The following is a 23,609-nucleotide window of genomic DNA, read 5'->3' as shown; positions in this document are numbered from 1 at the left end:
ATGCCCGATAGGCAATCTGTATTTAAAAAAATGAAGAGTATGTTAGCTGAAAAAACCATCGCCAAAGAGGTATTGCAAGAAGCCTTTATGATACTTTGCAAGGCAAAATCAATGGCCGAATTATACGAAGAGAATTTTAAAGTAGTCTCAAAATATGTACATGCTACCTCACGTGGTCATGAAGCCATACAAATTGCTGTAGCGATGCAATTATTGCCACAGGATTTTGCTTTTCCATATTATAGAGATGATGCGATGTTGTTGGGGATCGGGATGAAACCTTATGACCTCATGTTGCAACTGTTGGCAAAAAAGGACGATCCTTTTTCGGGTGGTAGGACCTATTATTCACATCCGAGTTTACGAGATGCCGATAAGCCAAAAATACCACATCAGTCTTCTGCAACGGGTATGCAAGCGATTCCGGCAACCGGAGTTGGGCTAGGGTTGCAGTATAAAGAACTTGTAGGGATACCACACAACGATTCCGGCAAGAGTGAGATAAAAGAGGCACCTCTGGTGCTTTGTTCTTTGGGAGATGCATCAGTGACAGAAGGAGAGATCGCAGAGGCTTTCCAGATGGCAGCCTTAAAACAGCTTCCGATCTTGTATTTGGTTCAGGATAATGGTTGGGATATTTCGGCAAACGAAGCGGAGACAAGGGCACAAAATGCTTTTGAATACGCGAGAGGATTTAATGGTTTGGAAGCCATATCTATAGACGGAGCGAATTTTACTGAAAGCTATTTAGCCATTCAGGAAGTGATTCAAACGATAAGAGAAGAACGACGACCTATACTGGTTCACGCCAAAGTTCCTTTATTAAATCACCACACCTCGGGAGTACGTATGGAATGGTATCGAGATGATCTTGATGAAGCAAGATCTCGAGACCCATATCCGGTGCTTCGTAACCAGCTGTTGGATAACGGATTTGAAGAGAAAGAAATACAAGAAATAGAAAACAAAGCCAAGGATATAGTAGCCAAAGATCTTGAGGAAGCAATGAAAGCCGAAGATCCAAAACCCGAGGATTTGTTTACACACGATTTTGCACCAACACCAGCAACCCAAGAACTTGGAGAACGAGCGCCATCAGACAAAGAAGAAGTGGTGATGGTAGATTGTGCTCTATTTGCTGTTGAAGAATTGATGAAGGAGTATAAAGAATGTTTGCTGTATGGACAGGATGTAGGAGGTCGATTAGGAGGAGTGTTTAGAGAAGCAGCGACGCTGGCTCAAAAATTTGGAGATGAACGTGTATTCAATACCCCAATACAAGAGGCTTTTATCGTAGGATCAACTGTAGGGATGTCTGCTGTTGGATTAAAACCAATCGTAGAAGTACAGTTTGCAGATTACATTTGGCCAGGATTGAATCAATTGTTTACTGAAGTGAGTCGTTCTTGTTATTTGTCAAACGGGAAATGGCCTGTATCGATGATTTTACGGGTTCCTATTGGAGCTTATGGTAGTGGTGGTCCTTATCATTCTTCATCTGTAGAATCTGTAGTTACCAATATCAGAGGTATAAAAATAGCATATCCTAGTAATGGAGCAGATTTAAAAGGATTAATGAAAGCCGCTTATCATGACCCAAACCCAGTAGTGATTCTGGAACATAAAGGGCTGTATTGGTCTAAGGTAAAAGGAACAGATGCAGCCAGGACAATAGAACCTTCTGAAGATTATATATTACCCTTTGGAAAAGCAAACATCGTACAGCGTATCTGGCCACAGGATGATCAAGAAACACTTACTGTGGTGACCTATGGTATGGGGGTTCACTGGGCACTTAACGCCACAAAAGAGATCAAAGATGTTGTAGAGATTATTGATTTAAGAACCTTGTATCCTCTTGATGAAGAAACCATTATGGAATCGGTGAGAAAAACTAAAAAATGTCTAGTGGTTACCGAAGAACCAAGTAATAATTCTTTTGCGAGAGCCTTGGCTGGAAAAATTCAGGAAGAGTGTTTTAGGTCTTTGGATGCACCAGTAATGACAATAGGTTCAGAAAATATGCCGGCTATTCCCCTCAATAGTACTTTAGAACAAACCATGATTCCTTCTACCGAAAAAGTGAAGGCAAAAATTGATGAGTTACTAAGGTATTAAGCCGTCCTTTGAAAAAGAAAATTAGAAAGAAGACCTCTGCAAGGAGGTCTATTTTTTTATAAAAATCCCAAAAAGTTCGTTTCCTTGTCGTTCTGGAATCGAGTTATAGCTTTTTTCAAATGTTTTGGCCTTAAAATGAGTGTTGAGGTACGATAAATAAAGATCCTTGTCGCCTCCAAATGGGCGTTTTTCCATATCGCCAGTTAATGGGAAATCAAACCAAAGACCTACCAGTTTTCCTTCTGGTTTTAGAAGGTTTGCCATTTGTTTTACATACCTCATTCTATTATCATCTGTAGGGATAAAGGAACAAAAAAAGGTTTGTTCCAAAATAAGATCGTATTTCCCTTCGAGTGTAAAAAAATCATCGAGAATCAGATTGGATTTAGGGAACTGAGGGACCCTTTGAGCAAAGGCATCAAGAGGTGTTTGAGAGATGTCTAACACAAAAACATTAGTAAATCCATTATGAAACAGATATTCTGCTTCATAAGCATTCCCAGCTCCAGGGATGAGTATTTTGATCGTTTTGTCTGTTAGCTGATCAACATATGTTTTTAAGGGCGTAGAGACATATCCAATATCCCAACCGGTCCGGTTTTCGGCATAGCGTTCTGTCCAATAACGGCTTTCGGTAGATTGATGTTCTTTCATGGATCCAAGATAATCAATACCGAATAATCTTGATCTCTATTTCTTTATCATTTTCAGAAAAGAGTCGGCATCACCTTGAAATAGATCGTAATCGATTTTTCCTTGGGCACCTTCTAATTTTTTGCTATCGGTACGTTGCCAAAATGTCCAACTTTTATCTTTCCAGGTATAAGGCATTGCAGGAGATGCTGCCTTGGTATAATCTGCTATCCAGAGTTTATAGTTGGCAAACTCTGGATGTTTAAGATACGAATTGGCAAAAGTAGGATTGCTGTAAATGATAGGTCGAACCCCTAATTTTTCTTCAACTATTCTGAGCCATAGTAGTGTGTTGGTTTCGTACATTTTTTTGGTGACCGAAGTTTTTATTCCTAATTCTTCCAAATCTAACACAGGTGGTAGATCACCAGGAATTAGTTCTTTTACGGTTTCAGTAAAATTTTGTGCTTGTTTTTTGGGATCTTTTCCGCTTTCATAGAAATGATATGCACCTCTATACAAGCAATTCTTTTTGGTCGCCGCATGGTTCTTTTCAAATCTGGGATCTTTAAAGGTTGTTCCCTGAGTGGCTTTCATGTATACAAAGTTGACACCATCTGCTTTTATTTTGTTCCATTGTATTTCTCCCTGAAAATGCGAAATATCCATCCCCAGTATACTGGGTTCTGTTCGGATTCTATCTTCCTCAGAGGTACACGGATCTTTAATCACTTCTTTTTTTTCAACTTCTGGTTGTTGGACTTCTATGTTTTCCTGTTCTTTTTTACACGATATCATCAAACATAGCGTAAGTAAGAAAAATGCTGCTTTTTTCATAAGATTAGGTTTTTTGAGTATGTTGTATTGGTTAGTGATTACTGGATTCGAAATCTTTACCAAGTTTTTTAAGGTTATCTATTTCTTGAGTACCGATAAGATTTAATCCTGAAAAATGGAAGAATTTTTTCAGTACCAGCCCCATAATATAGAAGTATAATAGTGGCAAAATCAAGAAAAGGACGGCCAGATTACTCACCATATTAAGGATGAGCTTCATCAATTCTTTTTTGCCTTCTTTGAGAATCTGAAAAGTTTCGGATACTCCTTCGCTAACATCGACTCCAACATCTTCGACTTTGTCAACTACGGCATCTTCCACTTTTTTGAATAGGCTAATGTCCTTATGCCCTTTTTCTTTGGCTTTTTCTAGTTGTTTTTTCTTCTTACTTTCCTGTTTTGCCTTTAGTTTTTCTTTTTTATCCTCATACTTGTTTTTTATTTCAGACAGTTGCTTGTGTAGGTCTGACCCCAAACTTAGTTCCATAGTGTCTGAAACATAGTGAATACCATTCACGTATAATGCTAATCCAGGATTAATCAAAAGGGATATAATCAATAATCGCAACGCAATTTGGTTGTATTTTTTAAAGAATATTCCAACCATAAAAAAAATGGGTAGTATTTTGAATAGTAAGGATTTCCCCATATTTACCAAAATGGTTTGAACACCAAGAACAATATTAGAAAATGCCAGATAATTGATAGCACGTGTAAAAATATCTTCGAGCTCTGTTGCTAACCCTCCGATTAGTGGGATTTTGGAACTGTCAACGCTAGAAGCTATACTTTTTAATTCCATCGCAATCCCAAGACTCAGCATCATATCACTATTTACATTGGTCAAAAAGTCAATAGCCGGAGTTGCAAGGAGATTGGTGAAACCAATAATGATCAAAATAGAAGTAACGATAAGGATCCAAATTTTATCTTTTTGGAAGACGGTTGTCAATGCTTGGTTGGTACTCATGACAGGTTAGGTTTAAAAGTTGTTGTGCTATCTTAAAGATAAATATTTTACCCCTAACAATTTGTACGTGTTTTTACTTAAAATTGAAAATTAGCGATTATTACCTATGGCCCAAATAATAACCTAAAGCCTGCTTAATAATGTCCTTGTAATTACACCCTACAGGAATCTTAGTGCTCTTGATGTCCACCTCATTTGGTGAAAATGCATAGATATTTTATCTGGAAATACGGTAGATATTAGTACTTCTATAAACCTGTCTAAAAATTCTGCGATAATCATAGCATTAGATAAATAAAGAAAAACTACGTAGCTATTGAGCTAAAGCTTGTACAGTTTCCATCTGAGCACGTATTTTTTTAGAACCACTCACATAATCGTTACTTTGATCTTCATCGATGATTCTTGATTTTACAGTGTCCTCAATTTGTAATTGTACTACCTTTCTAATTTTAGCATATACATCTTGATCCAGAATTGGAGTAATCACTTCGATCCTGTGATCAAGATTACGTGTCATCCAATCGGCCGATCCGATATACATTTTCTCTTTTCCACCATTAGCGAATATATATACCCTACCATGCTCCAAAAACCGATCTACAATACTAGTTACATAGATATTTTTACTTTGCCCTTCGATACCAGGAACAAGACAACAAATGCCTCGTACTACAAGTCGAATTTTTACCCCTGCATTACTAGCCTGATATAAAAGATCGATCATCCCCTGATCCTGGAGACTATTTAATTTCAAAATAATGTAGGCTTCTTGACCGGTTAACGCATTTTCGATTTCATTTCTAATTAATTTTTCGAAAGTGTTACGTGTAGAAAAAGGAGAAACTAATAGTTTTTTAGTTTTTGGGAGTATGCTGTTTCCTTCTAATAGTTGAAAAACCTGATTCAGTTCTTCAGTTATTTTTTGATTAGCGGTCATCAGACCGAAGTCTGTGTATATTTTGGAGGTCTTTTCATTAAAATTTCCTGTGCTGATATAGCCATAGTTTTTGGCGATACCATTTTCTAGACGTTCTATTAGCAGGATTTTTGAATGTACTTTTATGCCTGGGTAACTATACATTACTTTGGCCCCATTATCTTGCAAAATTTTACCCCACCTGATGTTATTTTCTTCATCAAATCGTGCTTTCGTCTCAATAAAAACAAAAACTTCTTTTCCGTTTTTTGCAGCTTTCAGCAATGCCTCTGCTATCCCAGATTGTTTCGCTACCCGATAGAGTGTTACTTTTATTCGACTTACGGTTTCATCTTCAGCAGCTTCTTGTGCCAAACGAATGACATCGTCAAAAGATTCGTAGGGATAATAGCGCAATCGGTCTTTTTCGGTAATCGCTTCAAAAATAGTATCGAACTTTTGAAGTTGACTGTCATATATTGGTGTTACAGCATCTTCGGTAAAGGCTTTGTTTGTTGGATTAGGAAAACCAAAAAAGTCTTTAAAATTATGATAGGTTCCACCCCATAAAACATCCGTTTCGTTGGCATCTATAGTGTCTTTAATACGACTTAGTAGTTCATCAGGTATCGATCGATCGATTAATAATCGGGTAACCTGACCTGTGTCTCGATTGCCTAGCGAATCTTTAATTTTGCTGAGAAGATCTCCAGAATATTCGTTGTCTATGTATAATTCTGCATCTCTGGATATTTTGATCGCGTAAAAATCAGAACATCCTTTTTCTGCATAAACCTTGGCGAGATTGTATTTTAGGATGTCGTCTACAAAGGTGATGTAGTGTTTCTCGCCTTCTGATGGAAACGTCACAAATCTACGCGTGTCGTTGGGGATTTTTACGATAACAACTTCTGAAGTATTGGATTGCGAGGTAAGATACAATTGCTCATTCTCAATAAAAACACTTTCATTTTTTTGCACGTTATCAATAAGAACCTGTGTTTTATGTTCTAAATGTTCTTTATAATAGCTTTCTGCTATTGCCTTTTGGGATGGCGAAAACGCATTATGATCAATTAAATGGATGCCTTCTTTCTCCAATTCAGGAAGAATCTGATTACCAAAAATAGCTCCGAATTCTTCTTGTTGAAGATGCACTTGCTTCTTTATTTTTTTTAACAGCTTGTTGGGTTTGGTAATTAGTTTTTTACGAAGGGGTTTATCAAGATCTTTAATCTTTCTAATATCAGAAACCCGTACTTTAAAAAACTCATCAAGGTTAGAAGAAAAGATGGCCAAGAATTTAATACGATCGTATAACAGGTTGTTTCGGTCCGCAGCTTCTTGCAATACTCTATGATTGAAGCGTAACCACGATAGATCTCTGTTATAGTATTTCTTTGATATGAGCGCCATATTCTTAAGGTTTAATTTTGAAATATAATGACACTAAAGCTCTTGATGCCAAAATTATATATGATGTTAGTGTTATTTTTATGTAAAAAAAGATGATGGATATTATCGATACAATCTTTTAACTAGTTTTCCGATACTTAAGCCTTGAACAATTATTGAAAAAATCACAACTACATAGGTAATATACAATATAACCTCGGAAGAAGCATTATCAGAAAGGCTTAACGCCAAAGCTACCGAAATCCCACCACGTAAACCTCCCCAGGTAAGCACACTTACTGTTTTGATAGGACTATCCTCAGTATGTCGTAATAAAGAATAGGGTAACAATACAGAAATAAACCTAGAAAGAAGAACTATTAGGATGGTGATTATTCCCAGTGTAAGATGTAATGGATCGTATTTTAGTAAATGGATTGCCAACCCTATTAGAACAAATAAAATACCGTTAAACACGTCATCCAAAACTTCCCATATTTCATTAATTAGTTTTCGGGTGGGGCCAGTATTACTTTTAATATTTAGTTTGTTGCCGATAACCATTCCGGTAACTACCATTGCCAGTGGACCAGATACATGTATCATAGAGGCGATGGCATAACCCCCCATTACAATGGCAAGGCTAATCATAACAGCAAGTTGAGGGTTTTCTTTTATCGATTTGATCGTGTAATATCCCAGAAACCCAAGTGCAGTACCGTATGCTATTCCCCCAACGGCTTCTTCCAGAAAAAGTTTTCCAATTTCTGAACCGATAGAACTTTCTATATCATGTTCACCCATTCCAGCCAAAATTAAAATACCAGAAAAGACAACAACACCAATCCCGTCATTAAAAAGAGATTCTCCTTCTATTTTAATACCCAGACTTTTTGAAATATTTGCTTTCTTAAGTATGGCCATAACGGCAATAGGATCAGTAGGAGAGATTAAGGCACCAAATAATAAGGCATCCAAAAAGGGAAGAGATACTCCTATTGGATTAGCAATCAGATAAAGCAATCCTCCCACGACAAAAGTTGAAATAAGAACTCCTAAGGATGCAAACAAGACAATCGACCATTTTTCTTTGTTTAGGTCTTCAATATTTACATGCAATGCTCCGGCAAAGAGTAAAAAACTTAGAATACCATCCAATAACAAGGTTTTAAAATCTGAATTGACAATGATGTCGCAAAAAAACTGATAAAATGAAGGAAAAATACTTTTACTTATTGTGATGATAAGAATGGTCACAAGGCTCATAATCATCAACGCAATAGTTGTGGGTAGCTTTAACCATTTGTAGTTGATATAGCTGTAAAGAGCAGCGATAGAAAAGATAATACTGAAGGATTGTAACATGATGTTATTTTTTTTCATTAATGTATTTACCAACAAAAAGAGCAATAACAATAGCGAGATAAAATTGCCCAATAACATTGAGAACAAGAGTTATCGCTTGAGCTTGGGGTGTAATAGGGGTAATATCTCCATAACCCACAGTAGTAATGCTAATAAAGCTGAAATAATAGTATACATATCCAGAGATATCGCTATGAAACCGGAAGGAAGAAGGATCAATGAGGTGTACAGTTTCAAAAAAAATACCTCCAATAATTCCCAGATAAATAAAACCTAAAATCGGCCCCAAAATAAATTGAAGGTTCATAGTGCGAATCTTTCTTAGTTGATGAATTAAGAGTAAGCAAAAGTGAGAGAACAATACCAAAGAAGAGGCAAGACGACAGGCTAAGATACCCATGTGATTGGGATAAGAAAATTCTATCCAGATAAAAACTAAGGTAATGGCTCCCAAAGCATAGGTTCTAATCCTCTTTCTGGAGTCTGAAGCAATTAAAGAACTCGCTAATATGACTAAGGTATAATTGATTACTACCGGGTGTGCAGGTTGTATAGAAGAAATACTCGCATGAATGGGAGTTAATAGAAAATTAAATACACTTATTAATGCAATAAGGTATTTGTATTTGGATAATATTTCTAAGGTCTTCGACATATGATTTAATAAATTCCGGAGGGTAAATCCAATTCTTGTATGGTGTTCACATCAATCCTAATTTGATACCAGTCTTCTAGCTGTACTATCTGCCCTGAAAGTAGTGAAGGCTTACCAATAAATGGTAAAATATCCTTATGTATGGCTTTGCCATTTTGATCTGTAATTTGGTAATATTCTGAGATATTATTGTCATCACTGGTTACCAGAACAGGAGGGATACCTCCAGAAATACATAAGGCCGCACAACTGCGATGTATCTTTCCTTTTCCTGGTTTCATGACACCAAAATAGCATTTGGGATCTACAATTTCTCCCTTTAGCTCCATGTTTTTAGCTATAGTAGAAGGTCTTGGAGCTTGATGTGCTTGTCCTTTTTCCAGTAATGTTACTTTTTCATCATTTGTAATTTGCAATAGGGTTTTGCCATTGTAATAAATGAGATTACCCTCGATACTGATGATACTTCCGGAGATGGAACCAGACTTATTTCGGATCTTTTTTAAGTAAGGGTTAGCACTAAATTTCCCAAAGCCCAGTAATAAGATATTTTTAAACGAGTTTTCTCCGGTTTTCACTTTAAGCATTGGATATGGGTTTTCGTGATAAACTCCCATGATTTTGGTCGTTGTAGCTAATTCGAAAGTGCTATTCTTAAATTGATTTTGCGTAAATGCAAAAATGGAAGCGATTAAGATGACAGCTAGCAGTCCAAACAGCACAAATTGCCGTACTGTTTTTTTGGTATGTTGCCCTATACCATCCACATAACCAATATAAAATTCGTCTTCTCTTTTTTTCATGAGTTCTGTTTTTTTAAATGAGTATAGGAGTAACTTCAGTTCCTTCGGGGAGAGGGGTAGGAAGTATATACACTTTTTGATCCTGAATACGAAGGTTGTAAGTCGCTACTTTTTCTGTAAATGGAGGAGGAGACTGGCCATTGTGTGGCAAATACTGATATCCATGCCACGGACAGGTCACGCAACCGTCGACTATTTTTCCTTCTCCCAAAGGTCCACCTTGGTGTTTACATACATTTGAAATTGCAGATAATTGATTGTTGTATTTGAAGACAGCAACACGTTCATTTTCGACAATGAATATTTTGGCTCGGTCTTCAGGAACGTCATCAACATCGCAAACATATTCCCATCCGTCTTCAGTATCTTGAGTTACTGTAGCATCAATTCTGGTTTCTTTAAAAGCAGCAATCAAATGTAGCGAGGCAATTATGATAAATCCAAAAATCAAAATACCTATGGATGCAAAAGAAGGCTGTTGCTGAAAAGCACCAAGAAAAACATGCATAATGATTAATGCATAGGCAAAATACACCAGCATATGAAGTCTTTTCCAGGTTTTCGGAGAAAGGTTTTTTAACCAAAAATCATGACTGGTAGCAGCCATAAAGAACAAAATGATCAATGCAAAAAAACCAAGCACCTGAAATGGGAAATGAGTCAGTGAATCATAATCCATATTAGAAGTGAACAAAGCATAAATCGGATTTACATTTCCCAAGGAATGAAATTGAAACAGAGAAAAGCCTCCATGGACCAAAGCAGCTAGAAACATACTTACTCCAAGGTGTCTTCTGTTGTATAGCAAAGGAAGAAAATTAGTATTTAATCTGGCTAATGGACCGATTACCAGAATAATATGTAAAAGAGCAATAGCCAAAGTCCCGAATGCCCTTATGATCAAGGTTTCTACACTGGTTGCTGGATTTGTAACCACCGTGATACCAATAAAGCATATCAGATAAACCAGAATCCCGATACCAATCCATTTATCATATACTTTTTTATTCTTGTTCCATAGAACGGTTTGATAACTTACTCCCATTACAATTCGATATTAAAAAGGTTGATATGTTTGATTTCATCTTGGATTTTGATGCTCTTGCAATCAGCGTTGATCTGAAAATGATGAATTCCTTTTTTATCCAGAACTCCTAAAAAAATCTCCCTTTCATTATTCGACGAAATTCCATATACGGAAGAGGAAGCACTTTTAAGAGGGCGTTTTAAGATGATTTGTAAATTACTTTTATCCAATAATTGGATTTGAAATTGTGCATCATCCAGGATCAATTTCCCTGTGATTTCTTCGCTGCTGTTTAGATCACTATCAGTAATAAAAGGTTCTTTGATACTTTTTAAAGCAAACATCACAAATACAGGAATCGCAATAACCAAGAGTATCCAGATGAGTTTATGTGCTTTTCGTTGTCCAGAAGTCATAATTAAGATTTTGAAGCTTTCAAGATTTTAATCAATAAAATAGGCCACAATCCAATAGCACCAGGAACCAATAATAACCGTACCGTCCATTTGCTCTCTGAAATCAGCGAATCTATTTTGGCAGCTCCTTTAGTAAAAAAGTAGATGCCAAATAAAACTCCGATACCAAAGTATATGAGTATGAGCATAGGGATTATTTTTATCAAAGTTTCCATAGTTAGATAAGGTTTACATCGGTAATTATTTCCAGAAGTGCAGGACCCTGGTGATCTCTTAATTTTTCCATAGCGGGAATCAAATCTTCTAATCTTTCTACTTTGATACCCAAAGCACCACAGTTATTTGCAAAATCAGCGAAACTTGGATTGTGTAGAGAGGTTTGCCATACATCGAGTTCTGCGGCCCGTTGTTCTTTGGAAATTTTACCCAGTTCAGAATTGTTAAGCACGATATGCTTAATATTCATTTGATATTTTACCAAAGTAGAAATTTCTGCAAGGTACTGACCCAGACCTCCATCACCAGATACCGACCAGATTGGTCTTTGATCGCCTTGTGCTGCCCAAGCCCCCATAGCCGCTGGTAATGAAAAGCCAATTGACCCTAAATAACCAGACATAAGAATAGATTGTTGTTTTGGCTCAAAATATCGACCAAAAGAATAGGTGTTGTTACCCACATCCACCGCAATTACTGCATTATCTGGAGTTACCTTGTTCATGGCATCAAATACAGCAATAGAACTAATGCCGGCAGCACTTGAGTCCTGAAGCCTGCTTTGTTTCTCATTTCTCCATATTTGCCAACGGGAAGCAATTTCTTCGCGATGATCAATACTCTGCGTTACTCCTTCAGTTTCTTTGCGTATTACAGTTAAAGTTTCAGAAATTTCACCCCACAACGCGCAGTCAACTTTATGGAATTTACTCAACGCCATAGGATCAAAATCTACCTGGATGATTGGTTTTTTGGGAGTGATCCCCGTGTGATTAGAGAACGAGGCACCAAAAACAATCAAAAGATCACTTTCATTCATAAACCAGGAAGCGATAGGTGTTCCACTTCGTCCTAATACACCGCAACCCAATTCGTGATCATCTGGGATCAAACCTTTTCCTTTGAAAGTGGTAATCACTGGGCAGTTAAGCGTGCTTGCGTATTGGATGATGCTCTCCATTTCAAAACGTGCTCCATGTCCCACGATTATTGCAGGTCTTTTTGCAGATTTGATCATGTTAATGGCTTTATGAAGCATTTCTTTGGGTGGAGAAATATTAAATGGTGTAATACGATTCTCTGGTGTTTGCGCTTTTTCTTTTTCCGGCTTAGCGGTAAAGGCAACTTCATCAGGAAAAGTGAGGTGAGAAACGTCTCTTTTGATCAAAGCATGCTTTAATGCCAAAGACATTAATTCACTATGATTAGAGTTGAGATGTACTGCATGATTAAATTCAGCTACACTGTTAAAAGCTTTGGTCAAATCCACTTCTTGAAATGCACCTGTACCCACAACTTGCGTATGTACTTGTCCCGAAAGCGCTAATAATGGTACACGATCAACTTTGGCATCCCACATCCCTGTAAACATATTGGTGGCTCCTGGTCCTGCAATTCCAAAACAAGCGGCGGGTTTTCCTGTTAATTTTGCATATCCAGATGCTGCAAAGGCAGCTGCTCCTTCATGACGAATTCCGAAGAAACGTAATTTCCCTTTTTGTTCTTGTCTTCTCATGGCATCTGCAACCCCCAAATTACTGTGCCCAACCATACCGAATACCGTATCTATACCCCAATTGACCATGGTCTCGATCATAACATCAGAGATAGTTTCTTGATGCTCACCTTCTTCAGGAATACCTACGTATATTGCATTTTCTTCTTCCTTAACATCAAAGGTCGTTACACCGTCATCAAATCCACCAGGGGGTAATCCTGTACAAGGATGAAAATCCCAACCATGCCATGGGCATCGTAACATTCCATTTTCTATAGAACCTTCTCCAAGCGGTCCTCCCTGATGCGGACAACTATTATCAAGCGCAGAGAACTTTCCTTCAAAATGCGTAAGGCAAATACCTTGATGTCCCGCAGTAACGGTTTGTACTCTGCCTTCTGGGAGTCGATCTTTGTTGTCCAGTACTTTGTACCATACTGTTTTTTTGTTTGATGCCATGAATTTGTGTGTTTAGTTATTTGTTTTTTGATGAAATTGCTGTTGTCGTATCCGTACTGCTCTAAATGAGTAAATAATCAATATGATTAACCCGAGAAGTACGCTAACAATTCCCGCTATAGAGATATAAATGGAAAATTCGAAATTGCTATCAGCGCTTTTGTATAAACCTGAAACCAAAGCTGAAATGACCAAACTTGCTACTCCTATATATAGAAATACCATCGCGCTGTTCAGAAATTTTAATTGCTTTAATTTTTGCTCAATAAGATTTTGATTCATTCCATCCTTTTCTATTAGTCCTTTAATCTCTGTACTTAGATTTATGAGGAGGTTAGAGGTAGAAAGGATCAATAATCCAATCCCGGGAATGATCGTTGCAGGAATATACCAGTTTTCCATAGGAATTAGTTTTTATAAGCTTGAAATGCTTCGTTAAAAAAACGTACTCCGGTTGTATTATCTATATCACTAATTGCCAATACAGCTCCTTTAAAGCCTTCATTCTTCCATTCACCCGCGGTAAGAGCAGCAAAATTAGAAGTGTCGATACCATCATGTCCGTGATAGGCACTGATGTAGAAATAATAGTCATCGATCATGGTATCGGGGATTGCCATTCCCAGTCCAATAGCCAACCCAGATTCATCCTCCAGAGGGGTAAATGCGCCAGTATCGAAATGATGAGGCCATATGCGTATTTCTGAACTTAGATGGTTATCGTTTAGGAATTTTTGAATGACCGTGTTAGCCAGGATACGGTGCTTTTTCAGTACCTCTAATTGTTGTTTATCCTGAAGTGTAAATATGTAGTCATCATGAATTTTGTAGGGTAGATCATAATGTAGGTCATAGCTATAAGTTCCTAACCCATATTGATGAGCCATTTGTTGAATCCATTCTACTATTTCGGCATGCGTTGACCCGTCTAATTTCAATGAATTAATGGTGTTTTGATCTTTCCATTCTAAAGTAAAAAGATTGTAATTCAAACAAAGTCGGATCTCTTTATCTCCTAATTTACGAGTAGATAAAATGGCATTTTCTGTTGAAAATCCAAGGTTTGTATGGCTATCATCCTCTTTTTTCTCTAAAAAACTGATTCCTGCTGCAGCCAGATATTGTGCTGCCAAGTGCAATTGATTTGTCATGTTAAGGTTTATTTGTGTGTTATTACCTATTCTTTATGCGATGTTTGCTTTTCGTTTTTTAGAAAAACAAAAACAACTCCAACCGTAATAAATTCGTCATTCAATGCTCCCGAAACTCCTTTAAACTCAGCAAAAGCAAAAGTTTTTCCTAGATTATAGTGTACTCCAAGTCCATAATTGATTCCAAAAGCTTCATCTTTTTCCTCTTCAGAAGTATTTGAAACTCGCTCTTGTTCAATGGTATAATTAATACCGGATAATGGATACACTCCAATTTTATGAGACACTTCAAAGATGTAATGTGCATTGAAGTTGAGTTCGGTTATTTTTAGATCATAATTATTTTCTACTTCTTGCTTTGGGAATAGGGTTACTTCCGGACCAAAACAAAAATGCTCGTTAATTCCGTAGTACCCTCTTGCATTAAATCCTATCAAATTTTCTTCAAGTTCTAAGGATGGGGCAAAACCTAGCATCCATCCTTGTTGGCCTAACAGCGTTGAGGGAAAGCTCAAAATAACGACTAACAGTATTTTATAGCACACCCGCATAGTTAATGCCCGTTAGTCGATGCATGTCATAATCAAAAGTGGTCAGATCATCAAAATTGAATTGTTGGATATCATTATGACCACAAGATCTCGCGATAACTTGCATCAACTCTGTAGAGGCTTCAAAATAATTGGCCAATTGCCTGGCTGAGGATTGGATTTTTAATCGTGCTCTTAGATGTTCTTTTTGAGTGGCAACTCCCACCGGGCAATTATTAGTGTTACAGGCTCTCATCCCTACACAACCTACCGCCTGTATGGCCGCATTCGAAACAGCAATAGCATCTGCTCCAAGCATCATGGCTTTGGCAAAATCCTCTGCTATACGAAGTCCACCAGTAATGACTAGGGTAACGTCCTTTACCCCTTGCTGATCCAAAAATTTTCTGGCTCTAGCCAGGGCCGGAATTGTAGGTACGTTGATGTTATTTCGCAAAACCGTTGGTGCAGCTCCGGTTCCACCTCCACGTCCATCCAAAATGATGTAATCTGCATCGGCTTCAAGTGCAAAGGCAATATCTTTTTCGATGTGACTTGCTGCCAACTTGAATCCTACTGGAATTCCTCCAGATACTTCACGGACCTTATTACCCCAATCTCTAAAATCTTTTACGGTAACCAGGTTTGTAAAAGTGGCAGGAGATATTGCTGCTTCCCCTTCTTTTAACTCACGAACTTTTGCGATTTCTCCCTTTACTTTTTCTCCGGGGAGATGCCCTCCGGTACCTGTTTTGGCACCTTGTCCACCTTTAAAATGAAATGCTTGCACTTTGGGAACGCGATCCCAAGAGAAACCAAACCCGGCAGAAGCGTACTCCATAAAATATCTTGAGTTTTCGGCTTGCTCATCGGGTAACATTCCACCTTCTCCAGAACAGATTCCGGTTCCGGCCATTTCAGCACCAGCTGATAGCGCAATCTTTGCCTCTCTCGATAAAGCTCCGAAACTCATATCACTCACAAATAAAGGAATATTGAGGGTTAACGGTTTTTTGGCCCTTGGTCCGATCACTACTTTGGTAGCAACTTCTTCGTGATCTAATAAAGGTTTCTTTGCCAATTGAGCAGGTAGAAATTGTATATTTTCCCATTTGGGAAGCGTGTTTCGGTCTACTCCCATTGCTTCTGAAAACCCGTGATGCCCTACTTTTTTCAAACCATATTGTGCTAAATGTTTAATATAGTTCGTATAAGGCTCAGTTTCTTCTGGATGAGTATCCGCATAGGCACCCAAATATTCTTCTCTATTGAAAGGTTGTGGGTGTTCAGCCAAGTATTGGTTGATTTCTTCCTCATCTACCAATAAATCATCTCCTTTTATTTGTGCTGTAAACTTATGTAATACTTCCTTGTTATTATATTCTGACACTCCTGTGTCATAGCGATAATCCCAACCGTGTACACCACAAATTAGATTGTGTCCATCGATATGACCATCTGCCATCAAAGCACCTCTGTGCAGGCATCGACCATAGAGCACAGAAATATCATCTTCATATTTTACAATAACTAAATCCAAGCCATTTACAATGGCATGTGTTGGTGTTTTGGTTTCCAACTTGCTAACCTGTGCAATTACAACCGGTTTTTTCATAAGTGTGAGCGTATGTTAAAAGTTTATTTTTTGTTCTAAAAAGCGAATCCAACAGTAAATACAAATCGTGCTCCGTCTTCGGTGCCATATAAACCAGCATTTGCCGAAAAAGTGTCTAAACCACTAATCCAAAAAGTTCCTCCTACTGAGGTATGCCAGGTATCCGAATCGTCGTCTTCAACCCAAACCCGACCATGATCAAACCCACCGGTTACTCCATATTTTAAAGGGATAAAGCTGGTTTTGAATTTTCCTAGTTGCCAACGCAGATCGATATTTTGGTATAGAGAGTACTTACCATTAAAGCGTTCGTTTCTGAAACCACGTAGTCCGTTGTTTCCTCCAATTGTAGTTCCGTGATAGAACTCAAAATCATCACCAAGTATCGCTTCGGCTTGAACTTTTGTAGCCAGAACAAAGTTGCCTCTTTTAGAAAGGCTATGATCTATAGAAAAATACGGTCTTACATAGGCAAAACTATTTTCATTATCTCCACCATCAATATTGGTTTTATATCCTGCGGTGATCCCTGTATTAAGTGCATAGGTAGGAAAAGCAAGGTCATTTTTGTTGGCAAAATGATAATGTGCTTCGGCTCCCAGATAGTTTTGTCTTTCAAAAACATCATTGGTGGCGGGTACGATATTGATGAATCGTCCATTTGTGTTTTCAACCTCAAAAGATTCGAATAGCGGTTTGAAGTAAAAGTTACCTCCATCTCGACCTCTCCATATCAGAGAAATCGCAGCACTCAATTTCTCAATTCGAGTTCGGTTAAAATCTAAATCTACTTCGTCTCTGTCGTATTCGGTATCATTACCAATTCCAAAAAAGTTAATCGCAAACGTAGGGCTGTTGTATTTGGCTTCTACACCAAAATTCCAGTTGTAAAAAATATTAGAAAACTCTCCATTGTATGATACATCAAACCCTGATGATCCTGTATAATACGATGCACCAATGGATTGTTTATGAGTAAAAGGGTTTCTTTGCAGACCATATTGTGTAAAGGTGTTTTGAACCCCAATGCGTAATCCATCATCGGGATTAAAGGCTAATAGCGGTAATACCTGATTTACATGATAGCGACGTTTTTTGTAGTCATAATTATTAATCTCATAAGAATCGACTAGCCACTTTCTTGAATTTTTGTGTACGATGGTATTATCTTTTGATTTGTAGTCATAAAGTTTCACCTTTCTTCTATTGCTAAAATCGTAAGTGTCATTTTTTCGTCCACCCATAATCCGAACCATGATCGGATGATCGCCTTGTCCCTGGACCTTAAATGAATCATTACCATTTAGACCATATAACCAAATTTCTTTGGTTTCTTCATTGGTGAAGGTACGATCGAAAATTTCATGATCTTTACGTTTTATGTTTACAGAAGTTTGGCCATTGGGAAGTCTTTCGATGATAAAATCATCATTTTTTTGAGTCCCGACGACTACTTCAAATTTATTGATGTACAAATAATAGGCTCTGGCAATATTTTCAAGATTAGCTCTTCTTCCTTTTAGTTTGGTTTTAAGAGATTCAATAGTTTCTCCTTTCACTTCATCAGGAATCTCGTTAAAAGCTTTTTCTATCACCTCGTCGGTTAGGTTGTTCTGGATATATTGGATTTGATGTTGCCAATCTTCCCAATTGGATTTATTGATAAAGGTAAGATCAAGCGGGTAAGGCTCAAAGTTGAACCACTTGGTATTGGGTAACTCTTCATCAAAAGACTGCATCATTCGTATAAAGGGCACAGCAAATCTCAAAAACGAGAGTACACTGCCATCAAATACAGAAAATGCCTGGTCTCTATCCCTGGGGATCGGTTTACATACTTCGGTTCCATCGGGATTTTGGAATCGCGCCCAACGCCATTGATCTTCGTGTCTATCCCAATCTCCGATAAGCATATCAAATAATCGGGCACGTATGTAAGAAGGTTCGTCGACAATAGATTTTCCGGTTTTTCGAATCTCCATCAACACATCATTTGTACTTAGGATATCTTTGGGTTTCCCAAAACTTTCTAACTCGTTTTGATTCGAGGCAACACGTTCTTCGATCATGTATAGTTCATCTCCATACTCATCGTTGTATACTCCTAACGCTTCTTGTTTAGGCACATAAAAGAGTTTAGGATTGGTATGGTATACATTTGCAGCATCGGCAAGTGTACCCACAGCAAACGGAGTGTAGGGATGAGCAGAGGTATAGAAATCCAGTAAAAATCGATCTGCAAAACTATCTTGTAAATCTTCTTCTACGTATTTATCCTGAAATGCCGTCGCCTGTAAGAATTTAGTAGCACTTTTTCTTAAGGCTCGCATTACAAACTGTCTTCCATCTTTATCTTCTAATCGAAGGGATTTAGATTGATGTCCTCCTCCACGGCGTATTGGTTGTAGTCCACCAAATAAGGTGTCTAAGAATACTATGGGAGCTTCCACTTGGGTGCTGTAAAATTTTCGATAATGGTCTCCCCAAAGTCCACGATATAATTTTCCCTTTGTGGTTTCCTCTGCGGTATATACAGAAGATGTTGTGGTTTTTTCAAAACTGTTTTTCGATTTGAAATTATAGGAAAGTTCTGAAACATCTCCAGAAAAAATGATCGTAGAAAATATAGGAGTATCGGTACTGGAGAAAAAAGAAACGGTGACCTTTCCACTTTTAAACACATCTAATTTGGCATATCCCATTTGCGAAGCACCAAAATCACCTTTCATCACCGATCGCACACCTTTTGTATTTCCCACGGCACCACTAATGATTTGAGGAATGCTATATTTATTGATGTATTGCAGGTTTTGATCTTTCCCAGAAGCAAAGATGACATTTTCTCGTTGGCGTGCGAGAGTAAGTAATTTATTTCGTAAGTCGGTGTATTGTTTGTTCTGAAAATCCTGGGTAGACGTACCTCCAGTTCTGGCAATTAGACCCGAAGTAGAGTTTGAAAAAACCGGGTGATGAATAGCAACGATCTTAATTTTATCTTGATTCTTTTTCAGCACACTTTCAAACTCATCGTAAAACTGTGTTCGGTTTTGAATCTCACAATTGTCATTGATGTAGATATTTTTATCCCAGTTTTCGAGATACCATTGAGAATCTACAGCGATTAAGACCACGTTTTCGGAAAGGTCTTTTTTCTTGATAGGGCATCCATCATCGGGATAGTACTTGGCTGCACTGTTATCCTGAACAAATTTTTCGATTCTTTTGACGTTTTTGTAACCCGATACTTTCCATTCGTTGTATCCGGGAGTGAGTATAATTTGCCCATTAAAGTCTTCGATAACATCCAATTGTTTCCCTATCGTAGTTTTTGTAGAATTTTCTTTAATACTGGCTGGATCAGCAATATTACCAACCAATAATAAGGTGTTGTCTTTTTGTTGTTCTGATGCTTTGACGATCTGTTGTAGTACATCTAGATCAATATCATTACTGGTATTTGCAGTAATGTATATCGAATTCTCTATTTCGCTTTCTTGACTGTATAAGACAGAAAAGGCAAATACAAAGAAGAGTGTCGAGATGATTTTTGGTTGTGTGAATTTCATAATTAATATACGGTGTCTTTTGCTAGTTTTATATCGGTATAGGTTTTTTGAGCATAGAAACATATTGAGAATCATAATCAATGATGTTGTCTTTACGTAATAGACTCAAAACATTACTAATCGTTTGTCTTGAGGTGTTGGTTAAGTGGGCAATATCTTTATGTGATAACAGGTTTTTGGCTATCATTCTATTATTTTCTACTTGTCCGAATTCTTGTATGTAATCGGTAATAAAATCAGTGATTCGGGAAGTGCTATCTTTATATAATAAGTCTTGAAGTCTGCGTTCTAGTTTTTTTATTCGTAAACCATACACTTTGAGTACACCATTTTTTAAGGATTGGTGTTTTTGCATGATTTTTTCCATTCTATCGGCTTCTATATAGCAAATGATACAGTCTTCTAAGGCAATTGCTTTTTCTTCTGCTGGCGATAAGTCGTTATATAAAGATAGTTCTCCAAAAATGTTTCCTTTTTTTACTAAGTACTTTGTAGTATCGTTTGAAGTATCAACAATTTTTACGCTTCCTTTTTTAAGAAAAAAAATACTTTTCTCATCATTGTTGATAAGGTGAATGGTTTCTCCTTTGTTAATATTCTCCATTTCAAGAATTTCGCACATACGCATCATGGTTATGCGTCCGAGTTTTTGAAAAAGATTAAACCCTTCAAGAAACCAATATTTGGTATACGTGTTCAAAAAAGAAATTGGTTTATATAGTTAGTATTGTTAAAAATAATGAATTTTGATAACACCCTGACTGTGTTAATTTTTCAAAACTTACTTCAGACGACAAACTGCCTGTTTTGGATAATTTGGTCACCCAAAATCCAATAAAAAAGGCTCCGTTCAGGAGCCTTAATAGTCGTATTTATGATATTGATCTTACGAAGTTATTTACCAAGCATGAGCAATTCGTTGCAAACAACTTCTGTAATATACCGTTTTTGTCCATCATTGTCTTCATAGCTTCTTGAGGTGAGCTTTCCTTCAATAGCTACTTCTTGTCCTTTGTTTACATACTTTTCAATGATTTCTGCGGTCTTACCCCATGCCACAATATTATGCCATTGTGTATCCGTGATTTTATCTCCGGATTTGTTGTAATAGTAATCATTGGTGGCAATGGAGAATTTTGCCAATTTTTTTCCAGATTCCAGATTTACGATTTCTGGTTCTTGTCCTAAGTTTCCAATCAACTGTACTTTGTTTTTAAGCGTGTTCATAATTTTTAGTTTTCGTTAAACAATTGATACTATCGAGTTCTGATGTTTCGACGATGCAAACATAGTATCAAGTTCAAATGGGATTCGGTTAGGAAGCATTTAATTTCGTTTGTAATCGTTTGTAGTCGTTTGAAAACTTTTATAATATTGATTGTTAGTGCTTTGTGAATAAAGGTGGGTAGGTGTTTTTTATTTGGGAATTAGTTAATTTTAGAATGTAAATGGCTAGATGCAAGCATAATGATATATGTTCTGATGCATAATTATAAATCAGTCTGATGAAAATATTAATATTTGGAGCTTCCGGTTCGGGAACCACAACATTGGGAAAGGCCATTGAAAAAGAAACAGGTTTTGTGCATTTGGATGTCGATGATTATTATTGGAGAAAAACAGAACCTCCGTTTGTCGAAAAAGTGCCATTACAAGAACGAAATGAGCATTTGAAGCAAGATTTCAAACATTATGATCATGTAGTGATGAGTGGTTCTATGGTAAGCTGGGGGAAAGAATGGGAGATAGCCTTTGATTTGGCTATTTTTCTGTATTTGGATAATGAAGAAAGAATGGATAGGCTTCATAAAAGAGAAAATGAACGATACGGGAATTTGTTAGAAACAGATCAAGAGATTCAGAAAAATTCTAAAGCATTTTTGCAATGGGCCAATCAGTATGAAAATGATGATTTTGAGGGAAGATCACTTAAGATTCACAAGAATTGGATAAAAAAACTGGACTGCCCTGTTTTGAAAATAGATGGAGGTCTGGAGTTATCAAATAAAGTACATCTGGTGGTGACCAAATTAAAAACGATCTAATATGAGATGTCTTTGGATATTCATAGTGTTTGGAGTTTTGATGAGCTGTAAAAAAAATGATACCATGCAAAATGAACAAAAGCAGATGATAGAAAACTATGTCAATTCTTATAATAATTTTGACGTAGAAGGGATGATTCGAGATTTGGATCAGGATATTGTCTTCGAAAATTATACCGGAGATACCCTGGATCTCAAAATAGAAGGCCTGGATGAGTTTGTAAAACAAGCAGAGTCTGCTACATCATTTTTTAAAGAAAGAAAACAAACCATTACGTCATGGCAGTTTGATACTGACCTAGCCCGTATTACAATAGACTATGAAGGGATTTTGGCGGTAGATCTTCCCAATGGGATGAAAAGCGGGGATACCTTGCAACTCAAAGGTGTTTCTGAGTTTACATTTAAAGGGAATAAAATTAGTAGTATAAAAGATAAAAGTTAGATGTTGAGATCTGTAATTGTTGCCATGGTAACTACCAGTTTATTGTTACCAACAATATATGCTCAAAAGCAGAACCCAAACGATTTGGTAGAGGGTGTTTTTGAAGCACCGGAAAAAATAAAAACACTTCGCCTGAATTGTTCAAATATTTCGGTTCTGGAAAAACAGGCTGATCAACTTACACAACTATCTAGTTTGTATATTCCTGGATGCAATCTTGAAGAATTACCTTCTGGAATCAACCAATTAAAAGCACTTACCTTATTGAATCTAGAAGATAATAATTTGAGCACGCTTACGGATGATTTAAAGAGTTTACAAGAATTACGAGTAATTAACCTTAGGAAAAATAATTTCAAACATACTCCAGAAGTTTTTATTCATTTCCCTAATCTTAGGGAAGTTGATCTAGCCAATAATCAATTGGATTTGGCAGAAAGTATGAAGACTCTTAGAGAGATAAAGAAGCTTGATTTTTTATATCTCTCCGGAAATGAGATATCCCTACTTCCCGAACAAATGGTGCATTTAGGAAGTTTACAAGAACTTCATTTAAGTCATAACCCGAAACTAAATCTTTCCAAAGGTTTCAAAGTATTATCTCGAATGCCGTCATTAAAAATTTTGGTATTGAGTGCGAACCAGCTTACAGATCTTCCTAAAGAATTAGCGTTGATGCAAAACTTAGAGGGTTTGGTGCTGGATGAAAATCCAAATATGAATCTGGAATTATTGTCAAATCAGTTGAAACAACTACAGAACATAAAGGTGCTTTTAATCAGAAAATCTGGTTTGAACAATTTACCCCAAAATTTAGAATCTTTAAAAACGCTCGTGGTATTGGATTTGAGCCAAAATAAATTTTCCGAAGCAGAGAAAATCAGAATTATAGAAAAGTTGACGAATACCAAAGTGCTGTTTTAAAATAATGTGGAAATGAAACAGT

Annotated in this window: 22 protein-coding genes; 4 read left to right on the top strand and 18 right to left on the bottom strand. The window is 37.0% G+C overall.

Annotated features, from left to right (window positions below):
- The first annotated feature begins 39 nt into the window (after positions 1 to 39).
- Entirely contained in the window at positions 40 to 2,118 is a 2,079-nt protein-coding gene (locus ACXAGJ_RS17695; protein WP_474841558.1) for an alpha-ketoacid dehydrogenase subunit alpha/beta, read from the top strand.
- 48 nt (positions 2,119 to 2,166) lie between these two features.
- On the opposite strand, the gene ACXAGJ_RS17690 is transcribed toward ACXAGJ_RS17695, so the two are convergent.
- The 18 genes from ACXAGJ_RS17690 to ACXAGJ_RS17605 all read right to left on the bottom strand — a co-directional run bounded on the left by ACXAGJ_RS17690 (position 2,167) and on the right by ACXAGJ_RS17605 (position 21,400).
- The gene (locus tag ACXAGJ_RS17690) at positions 2,167 to 2,772 is read right to left on the bottom strand and encodes a methyltransferase domain-containing protein (RefSeq protein ID WP_474841556.1); all 606 of its coding nucleotides are present in this window, start codon (positions 2,770 to 2,772) and stop codon (positions 2,167 to 2,169) included.
- A 36-nt stretch (positions 2,773 to 2,808) separates the two neighbouring features.
- Positions 2,809 to 3,588, bottom strand: a complete 780-nt coding sequence (locus ACXAGJ_RS17685; protein WP_474841555.1) for a glycoside hydrolase family 25 protein — start codon at positions 3,586 to 3,588, stop codon at positions 2,809 to 2,811.
- Between the two features lie 31 nt (positions 3,589 to 3,619).
- A complete protein-coding gene (locus tag ACXAGJ_RS17680) occupies positions 3,620 to 4,558 on the bottom strand; it encodes a hypothetical protein (RefSeq protein ID WP_474841553.1) in 939 nt (312 codons plus the stop codon).
- A gap of 313 nt (positions 4,559 to 4,871) precedes the next feature.
- The gene (gene ppk1 / locus ACXAGJ_RS17675) at positions 4,872 to 6,893 is read right to left on the bottom strand and encodes a polyphosphate kinase 1 (protein WP_474841551.1); all 2,022 of its coding nucleotides are present in this window, start codon (positions 6,891 to 6,893) and stop codon (positions 4,872 to 4,874) included.
- A gap of 102 nt (positions 6,894 to 6,995) precedes the next feature.
- Positions 6,996 to 8,237 (bottom strand): cation:proton antiporter, encoded by a 1,242-nt coding sequence (locus tag ACXAGJ_RS17670; protein ID WP_474841549.1) that lies wholly within the window; start codon positions 8,235 to 8,237, stop codon positions 6,996 to 6,998.
- 4 nt (positions 8,238 to 8,241) lie between these two features.
- Entirely contained in the window at positions 8,242 to 8,892 is a 651-nt protein-coding gene (locus ACXAGJ_RS17665) for a potassium channel family protein (RefSeq protein WP_474841547.1), read from the bottom strand.
- 5 nt (positions 8,893 to 8,897) lie between these two features.
- Positions 8,898 to 9,695 (bottom strand): hypothetical protein, encoded by a 798-nt coding sequence (locus ACXAGJ_RS17660; protein WP_474841545.1) that lies wholly within the window; start codon positions 9,693 to 9,695, stop codon positions 8,898 to 8,900.
- Between the two features lie 13 nt (positions 9,696 to 9,708).
- Complete coding sequence (locus ACXAGJ_RS17655) at positions 9,709 to 10,740, bottom strand: Rieske 2Fe-2S domain-containing protein (protein ID WP_474841543.1); 1,032 nt, start codon at positions 10,738 to 10,740, stop codon at positions 9,709 to 9,711.
- Positions 10,740 to 11,138: a hypothetical protein gene (locus tag ACXAGJ_RS17650; RefSeq protein ID WP_474841542.1), complete on the bottom strand. Its 399-nt coding sequence runs from the start codon at positions 11,136 to 11,138 to the stop codon at positions 10,740 to 10,742. The genes ACXAGJ_RS17655 and ACXAGJ_RS17650 overlap by 1 nt, the downstream gene beginning before the upstream one ends.
- A 2-nt stretch (positions 11,139 to 11,140) precedes the next feature.
- On the bottom strand, positions 11,141 to 11,326 hold the full coding sequence (locus ACXAGJ_RS17645) for a hypothetical protein (protein WP_474841540.1): 186 nt from the start codon (positions 11,324 to 11,326) through the stop codon (positions 11,141 to 11,143).
- A gap of 29 nt (positions 11,327 to 11,355) precedes the next feature.
- Positions 11,356 to 13,311 (bottom strand): thiamine pyrophosphate-binding protein, encoded by a 1,956-nt coding sequence (locus ACXAGJ_RS17640; protein WP_474841538.1) that lies wholly within the window; start codon positions 13,309 to 13,311, stop codon positions 11,356 to 11,358.
- A 12-nt stretch (positions 13,312 to 13,323) separates the two neighbouring features.
- Positions 13,324 to 13,713 carry a DUF2721 domain-containing protein gene (locus tag ACXAGJ_RS17635; RefSeq protein WP_474841536.1) on the bottom strand — a complete coding sequence of 130 codons (390 nt, stop codon included), beginning with the start codon at positions 13,711 to 13,713 and terminating at the stop codon, positions 13,324 to 13,326.
- Positions 13,714 to 13,718: 5 nt separating this feature from the next.
- Positions 13,719 to 14,462 (bottom strand): hypothetical protein, encoded by a 744-nt coding sequence (locus ACXAGJ_RS17630; RefSeq protein ID WP_474841534.1) that lies wholly within the window; start codon positions 14,460 to 14,462, stop codon positions 13,719 to 13,721.
- Between the two features lie 26 nt (positions 14,463 to 14,488).
- Entirely contained in the window at positions 14,489 to 14,977 is a 489-nt protein-coding gene (locus ACXAGJ_RS17625) for an outer membrane beta-barrel protein (protein ID WP_474841533.1), read from the bottom strand.
- 19 nt (positions 14,978 to 14,996) lie between these two features.
- A complete protein-coding gene (locus ACXAGJ_RS17620; protein WP_474841531.1) occupies positions 14,997 to 16,607 on the bottom strand; it encodes a glutamate synthase-related protein in 1,611 nt (536 codons plus the stop codon).
- A 35-nt stretch (positions 16,608 to 16,642) separates the two neighbouring features.
- Positions 16,643 to 20,173 carry a bifunctional metallophosphoesterase/BamA family protein gene (locus ACXAGJ_RS17615; RefSeq protein WP_474841529.1) on the bottom strand — a complete coding sequence of 1,177 codons (3,531 nt, stop codon included), beginning with the start codon at positions 20,171 to 20,173 and terminating at the stop codon, positions 16,643 to 16,645.
- 28 nt (positions 20,174 to 20,201) lie between these two features.
- Entirely contained in the window at positions 20,202 to 20,795 is a 594-nt protein-coding gene (locus ACXAGJ_RS17610) for a Crp/Fnr family transcriptional regulator (protein WP_474841527.1), read from the bottom strand.
- A gap of 272 nt (positions 20,796 to 21,067) precedes the next feature.
- On the bottom strand, positions 21,068 to 21,400 hold the full coding sequence (locus tag ACXAGJ_RS17605; protein WP_474841525.1) for a single-stranded DNA-binding protein: 333 nt from the start codon (positions 21,398 to 21,400) through the stop codon (positions 21,068 to 21,070).
- 278 nt (positions 21,401 to 21,678) lie between these two features.
- Between ACXAGJ_RS17605 and ACXAGJ_RS17600 the strand changes: the two genes are divergently transcribed.
- From ACXAGJ_RS17600 to ACXAGJ_RS17590, 3 genes are read left to right on the top strand one after another with little or no spacing between them, the layout of a single operon-like run.
- Entirely contained in the window at positions 21,679 to 22,218 is a 540-nt protein-coding gene (locus tag ACXAGJ_RS17600) for an AAA family ATPase (protein WP_474841523.1), read from the top strand.
- Between the two features lies 1 nt (position 22,219).
- Entirely contained in the window at positions 22,220 to 22,663 is a 444-nt protein-coding gene (locus tag ACXAGJ_RS17595) for a nuclear transport factor 2 family protein (RefSeq protein ID WP_474841521.1), read from the top strand.
- On the top strand, positions 22,664 to 23,587 hold the full coding sequence (locus ACXAGJ_RS17590) for a leucine-rich repeat domain-containing protein (protein ID WP_474841519.1): 924 nt from the start codon (positions 22,664 to 22,666) through the stop codon (positions 23,585 to 23,587). It abuts the gene before it with no gap.
- The last annotated feature ends 22 nt before the right edge of the window (positions 23,588 to 23,609 follow it).

This window comes from Aquimarina sp. AWH4_224 (assembly GCF_056160245.1).
This window is presented reverse-complemented; position numbering and strand designations above follow the sequence as displayed.

Coding starts and splice junctions, on each gene's coding strand:
- ACXAGJ_RS17695 (WP_474841558.1), top strand. CDS start 40: ATGTTAGCTGAAAAAACCATCGCCAAAGAGGTATTGCAAGAAGCCTTT.
- ACXAGJ_RS17690 (WP_474841556.1), bottom strand. CDS start 2,772: ATGAAAGAACATCAATCTACCGAAAGCCGTTATTGGACAGAACGCTAT.
- ACXAGJ_RS17685 (WP_474841555.1), bottom strand. CDS start 3,588: ATGAAAAAAGCAGCATTTTTCTTACTTACGCTATGTTTGATGATATCG.
- ACXAGJ_RS17680 (WP_474841553.1), bottom strand. CDS start 4,558: ATGAGTACCAACCAAGCATTGACAACCGTCTTCCAAAAAGATAAAATT.
- ppk1 (WP_474841551.1), bottom strand. CDS start 6,893: ATGGCGCTCATATCAAAGAAATACTATAACAGAGATCTATCGTGGTTA.
- ACXAGJ_RS17670 (WP_474841549.1), bottom strand. CDS start 8,237: ATGTTACAATCCTTCAGTATTATCTTTTCTATCGCTGCTCTTTACAGC.
- ACXAGJ_RS17665 (WP_474841547.1), bottom strand. CDS start 8,892: ATGTCGAAGACCTTAGAAATATTATCCAAATACAAATACCTTATTGCA.
- ACXAGJ_RS17660 (WP_474841545.1), bottom strand. CDS start 9,695: ATGAAAAAAAGAGAAGACGAATTTTATATTGGTTATGTGGATGGTATA.
- ACXAGJ_RS17655 (WP_474841543.1), bottom strand. CDS start 10,740: ATGGGAGTAAGTTATCAAACCGTTCTATGGAACAAGAATAAAAAAGTA.
- ACXAGJ_RS17650 (WP_474841542.1), bottom strand. CDS start 11,138: ATGACTTCTGGACAACGAAAAGCACATAAACTCATCTGGATACTCTTG.
- ACXAGJ_RS17645 (WP_474841540.1), bottom strand. CDS start 11,326: ATGCTCATACTCATATACTTTGGTATCGGAGTTTTATTTGGCATCTAC.
- ACXAGJ_RS17640 (WP_474841538.1), bottom strand. CDS start 13,311: ATGGCATCAAACAAAAAAACAGTATGGTACAAAGTACTGGACAACAAA.
- ACXAGJ_RS17635 (WP_474841536.1), bottom strand. CDS start 13,713: ATGGAAAACTGGTATATTCCTGCAACGATCATTCCCGGGATTGGATTA.
- ACXAGJ_RS17630 (WP_474841534.1), bottom strand. CDS start 14,462: ATGACAAATCAATTGCACTTGGCAGCACAATATCTGGCTGCAGCAGGA.
- ACXAGJ_RS17620 (WP_474841531.1), bottom strand. CDS start 16,607: ATGAAAAAACCGGTTGTAATTGCACAGGTTAGCAAGTTGGAAACCAAA.
- ACXAGJ_RS17615 (WP_474841529.1), bottom strand. CDS start 20,173: ATGAAATTCACACAACCAAAAATCATCTCGACACTCTTCTTTGTATTT.
- ACXAGJ_RS17610 (WP_474841527.1), bottom strand. CDS start 20,795: ATGTGCGAAATTCTTGAAATGGAGAATATTAACAAAGGAGAAACCATT.
- ACXAGJ_RS17605 (WP_474841525.1), bottom strand. CDS start 21,400: ATGAACACGCTTAAAAACAAAGTACAGTTGATTGGAAACTTAGGACAA.
- ACXAGJ_RS17600 (WP_474841523.1), top strand. CDS start 21,679: ATGAAAATATTAATATTTGGAGCTTCCGGTTCGGGAACCACAACATTG.
- ACXAGJ_RS17595 (WP_474841521.1), top strand. CDS start 22,220: ATGAGATGTCTTTGGATATTCATAGTGTTTGGAGTTTTGATGAGCTGT.
- ACXAGJ_RS17590 (WP_474841519.1), top strand. CDS start 22,664: ATGTTGAGATCTGTAATTGTTGCCATGGTAACTACCAGTTTATTGTTA.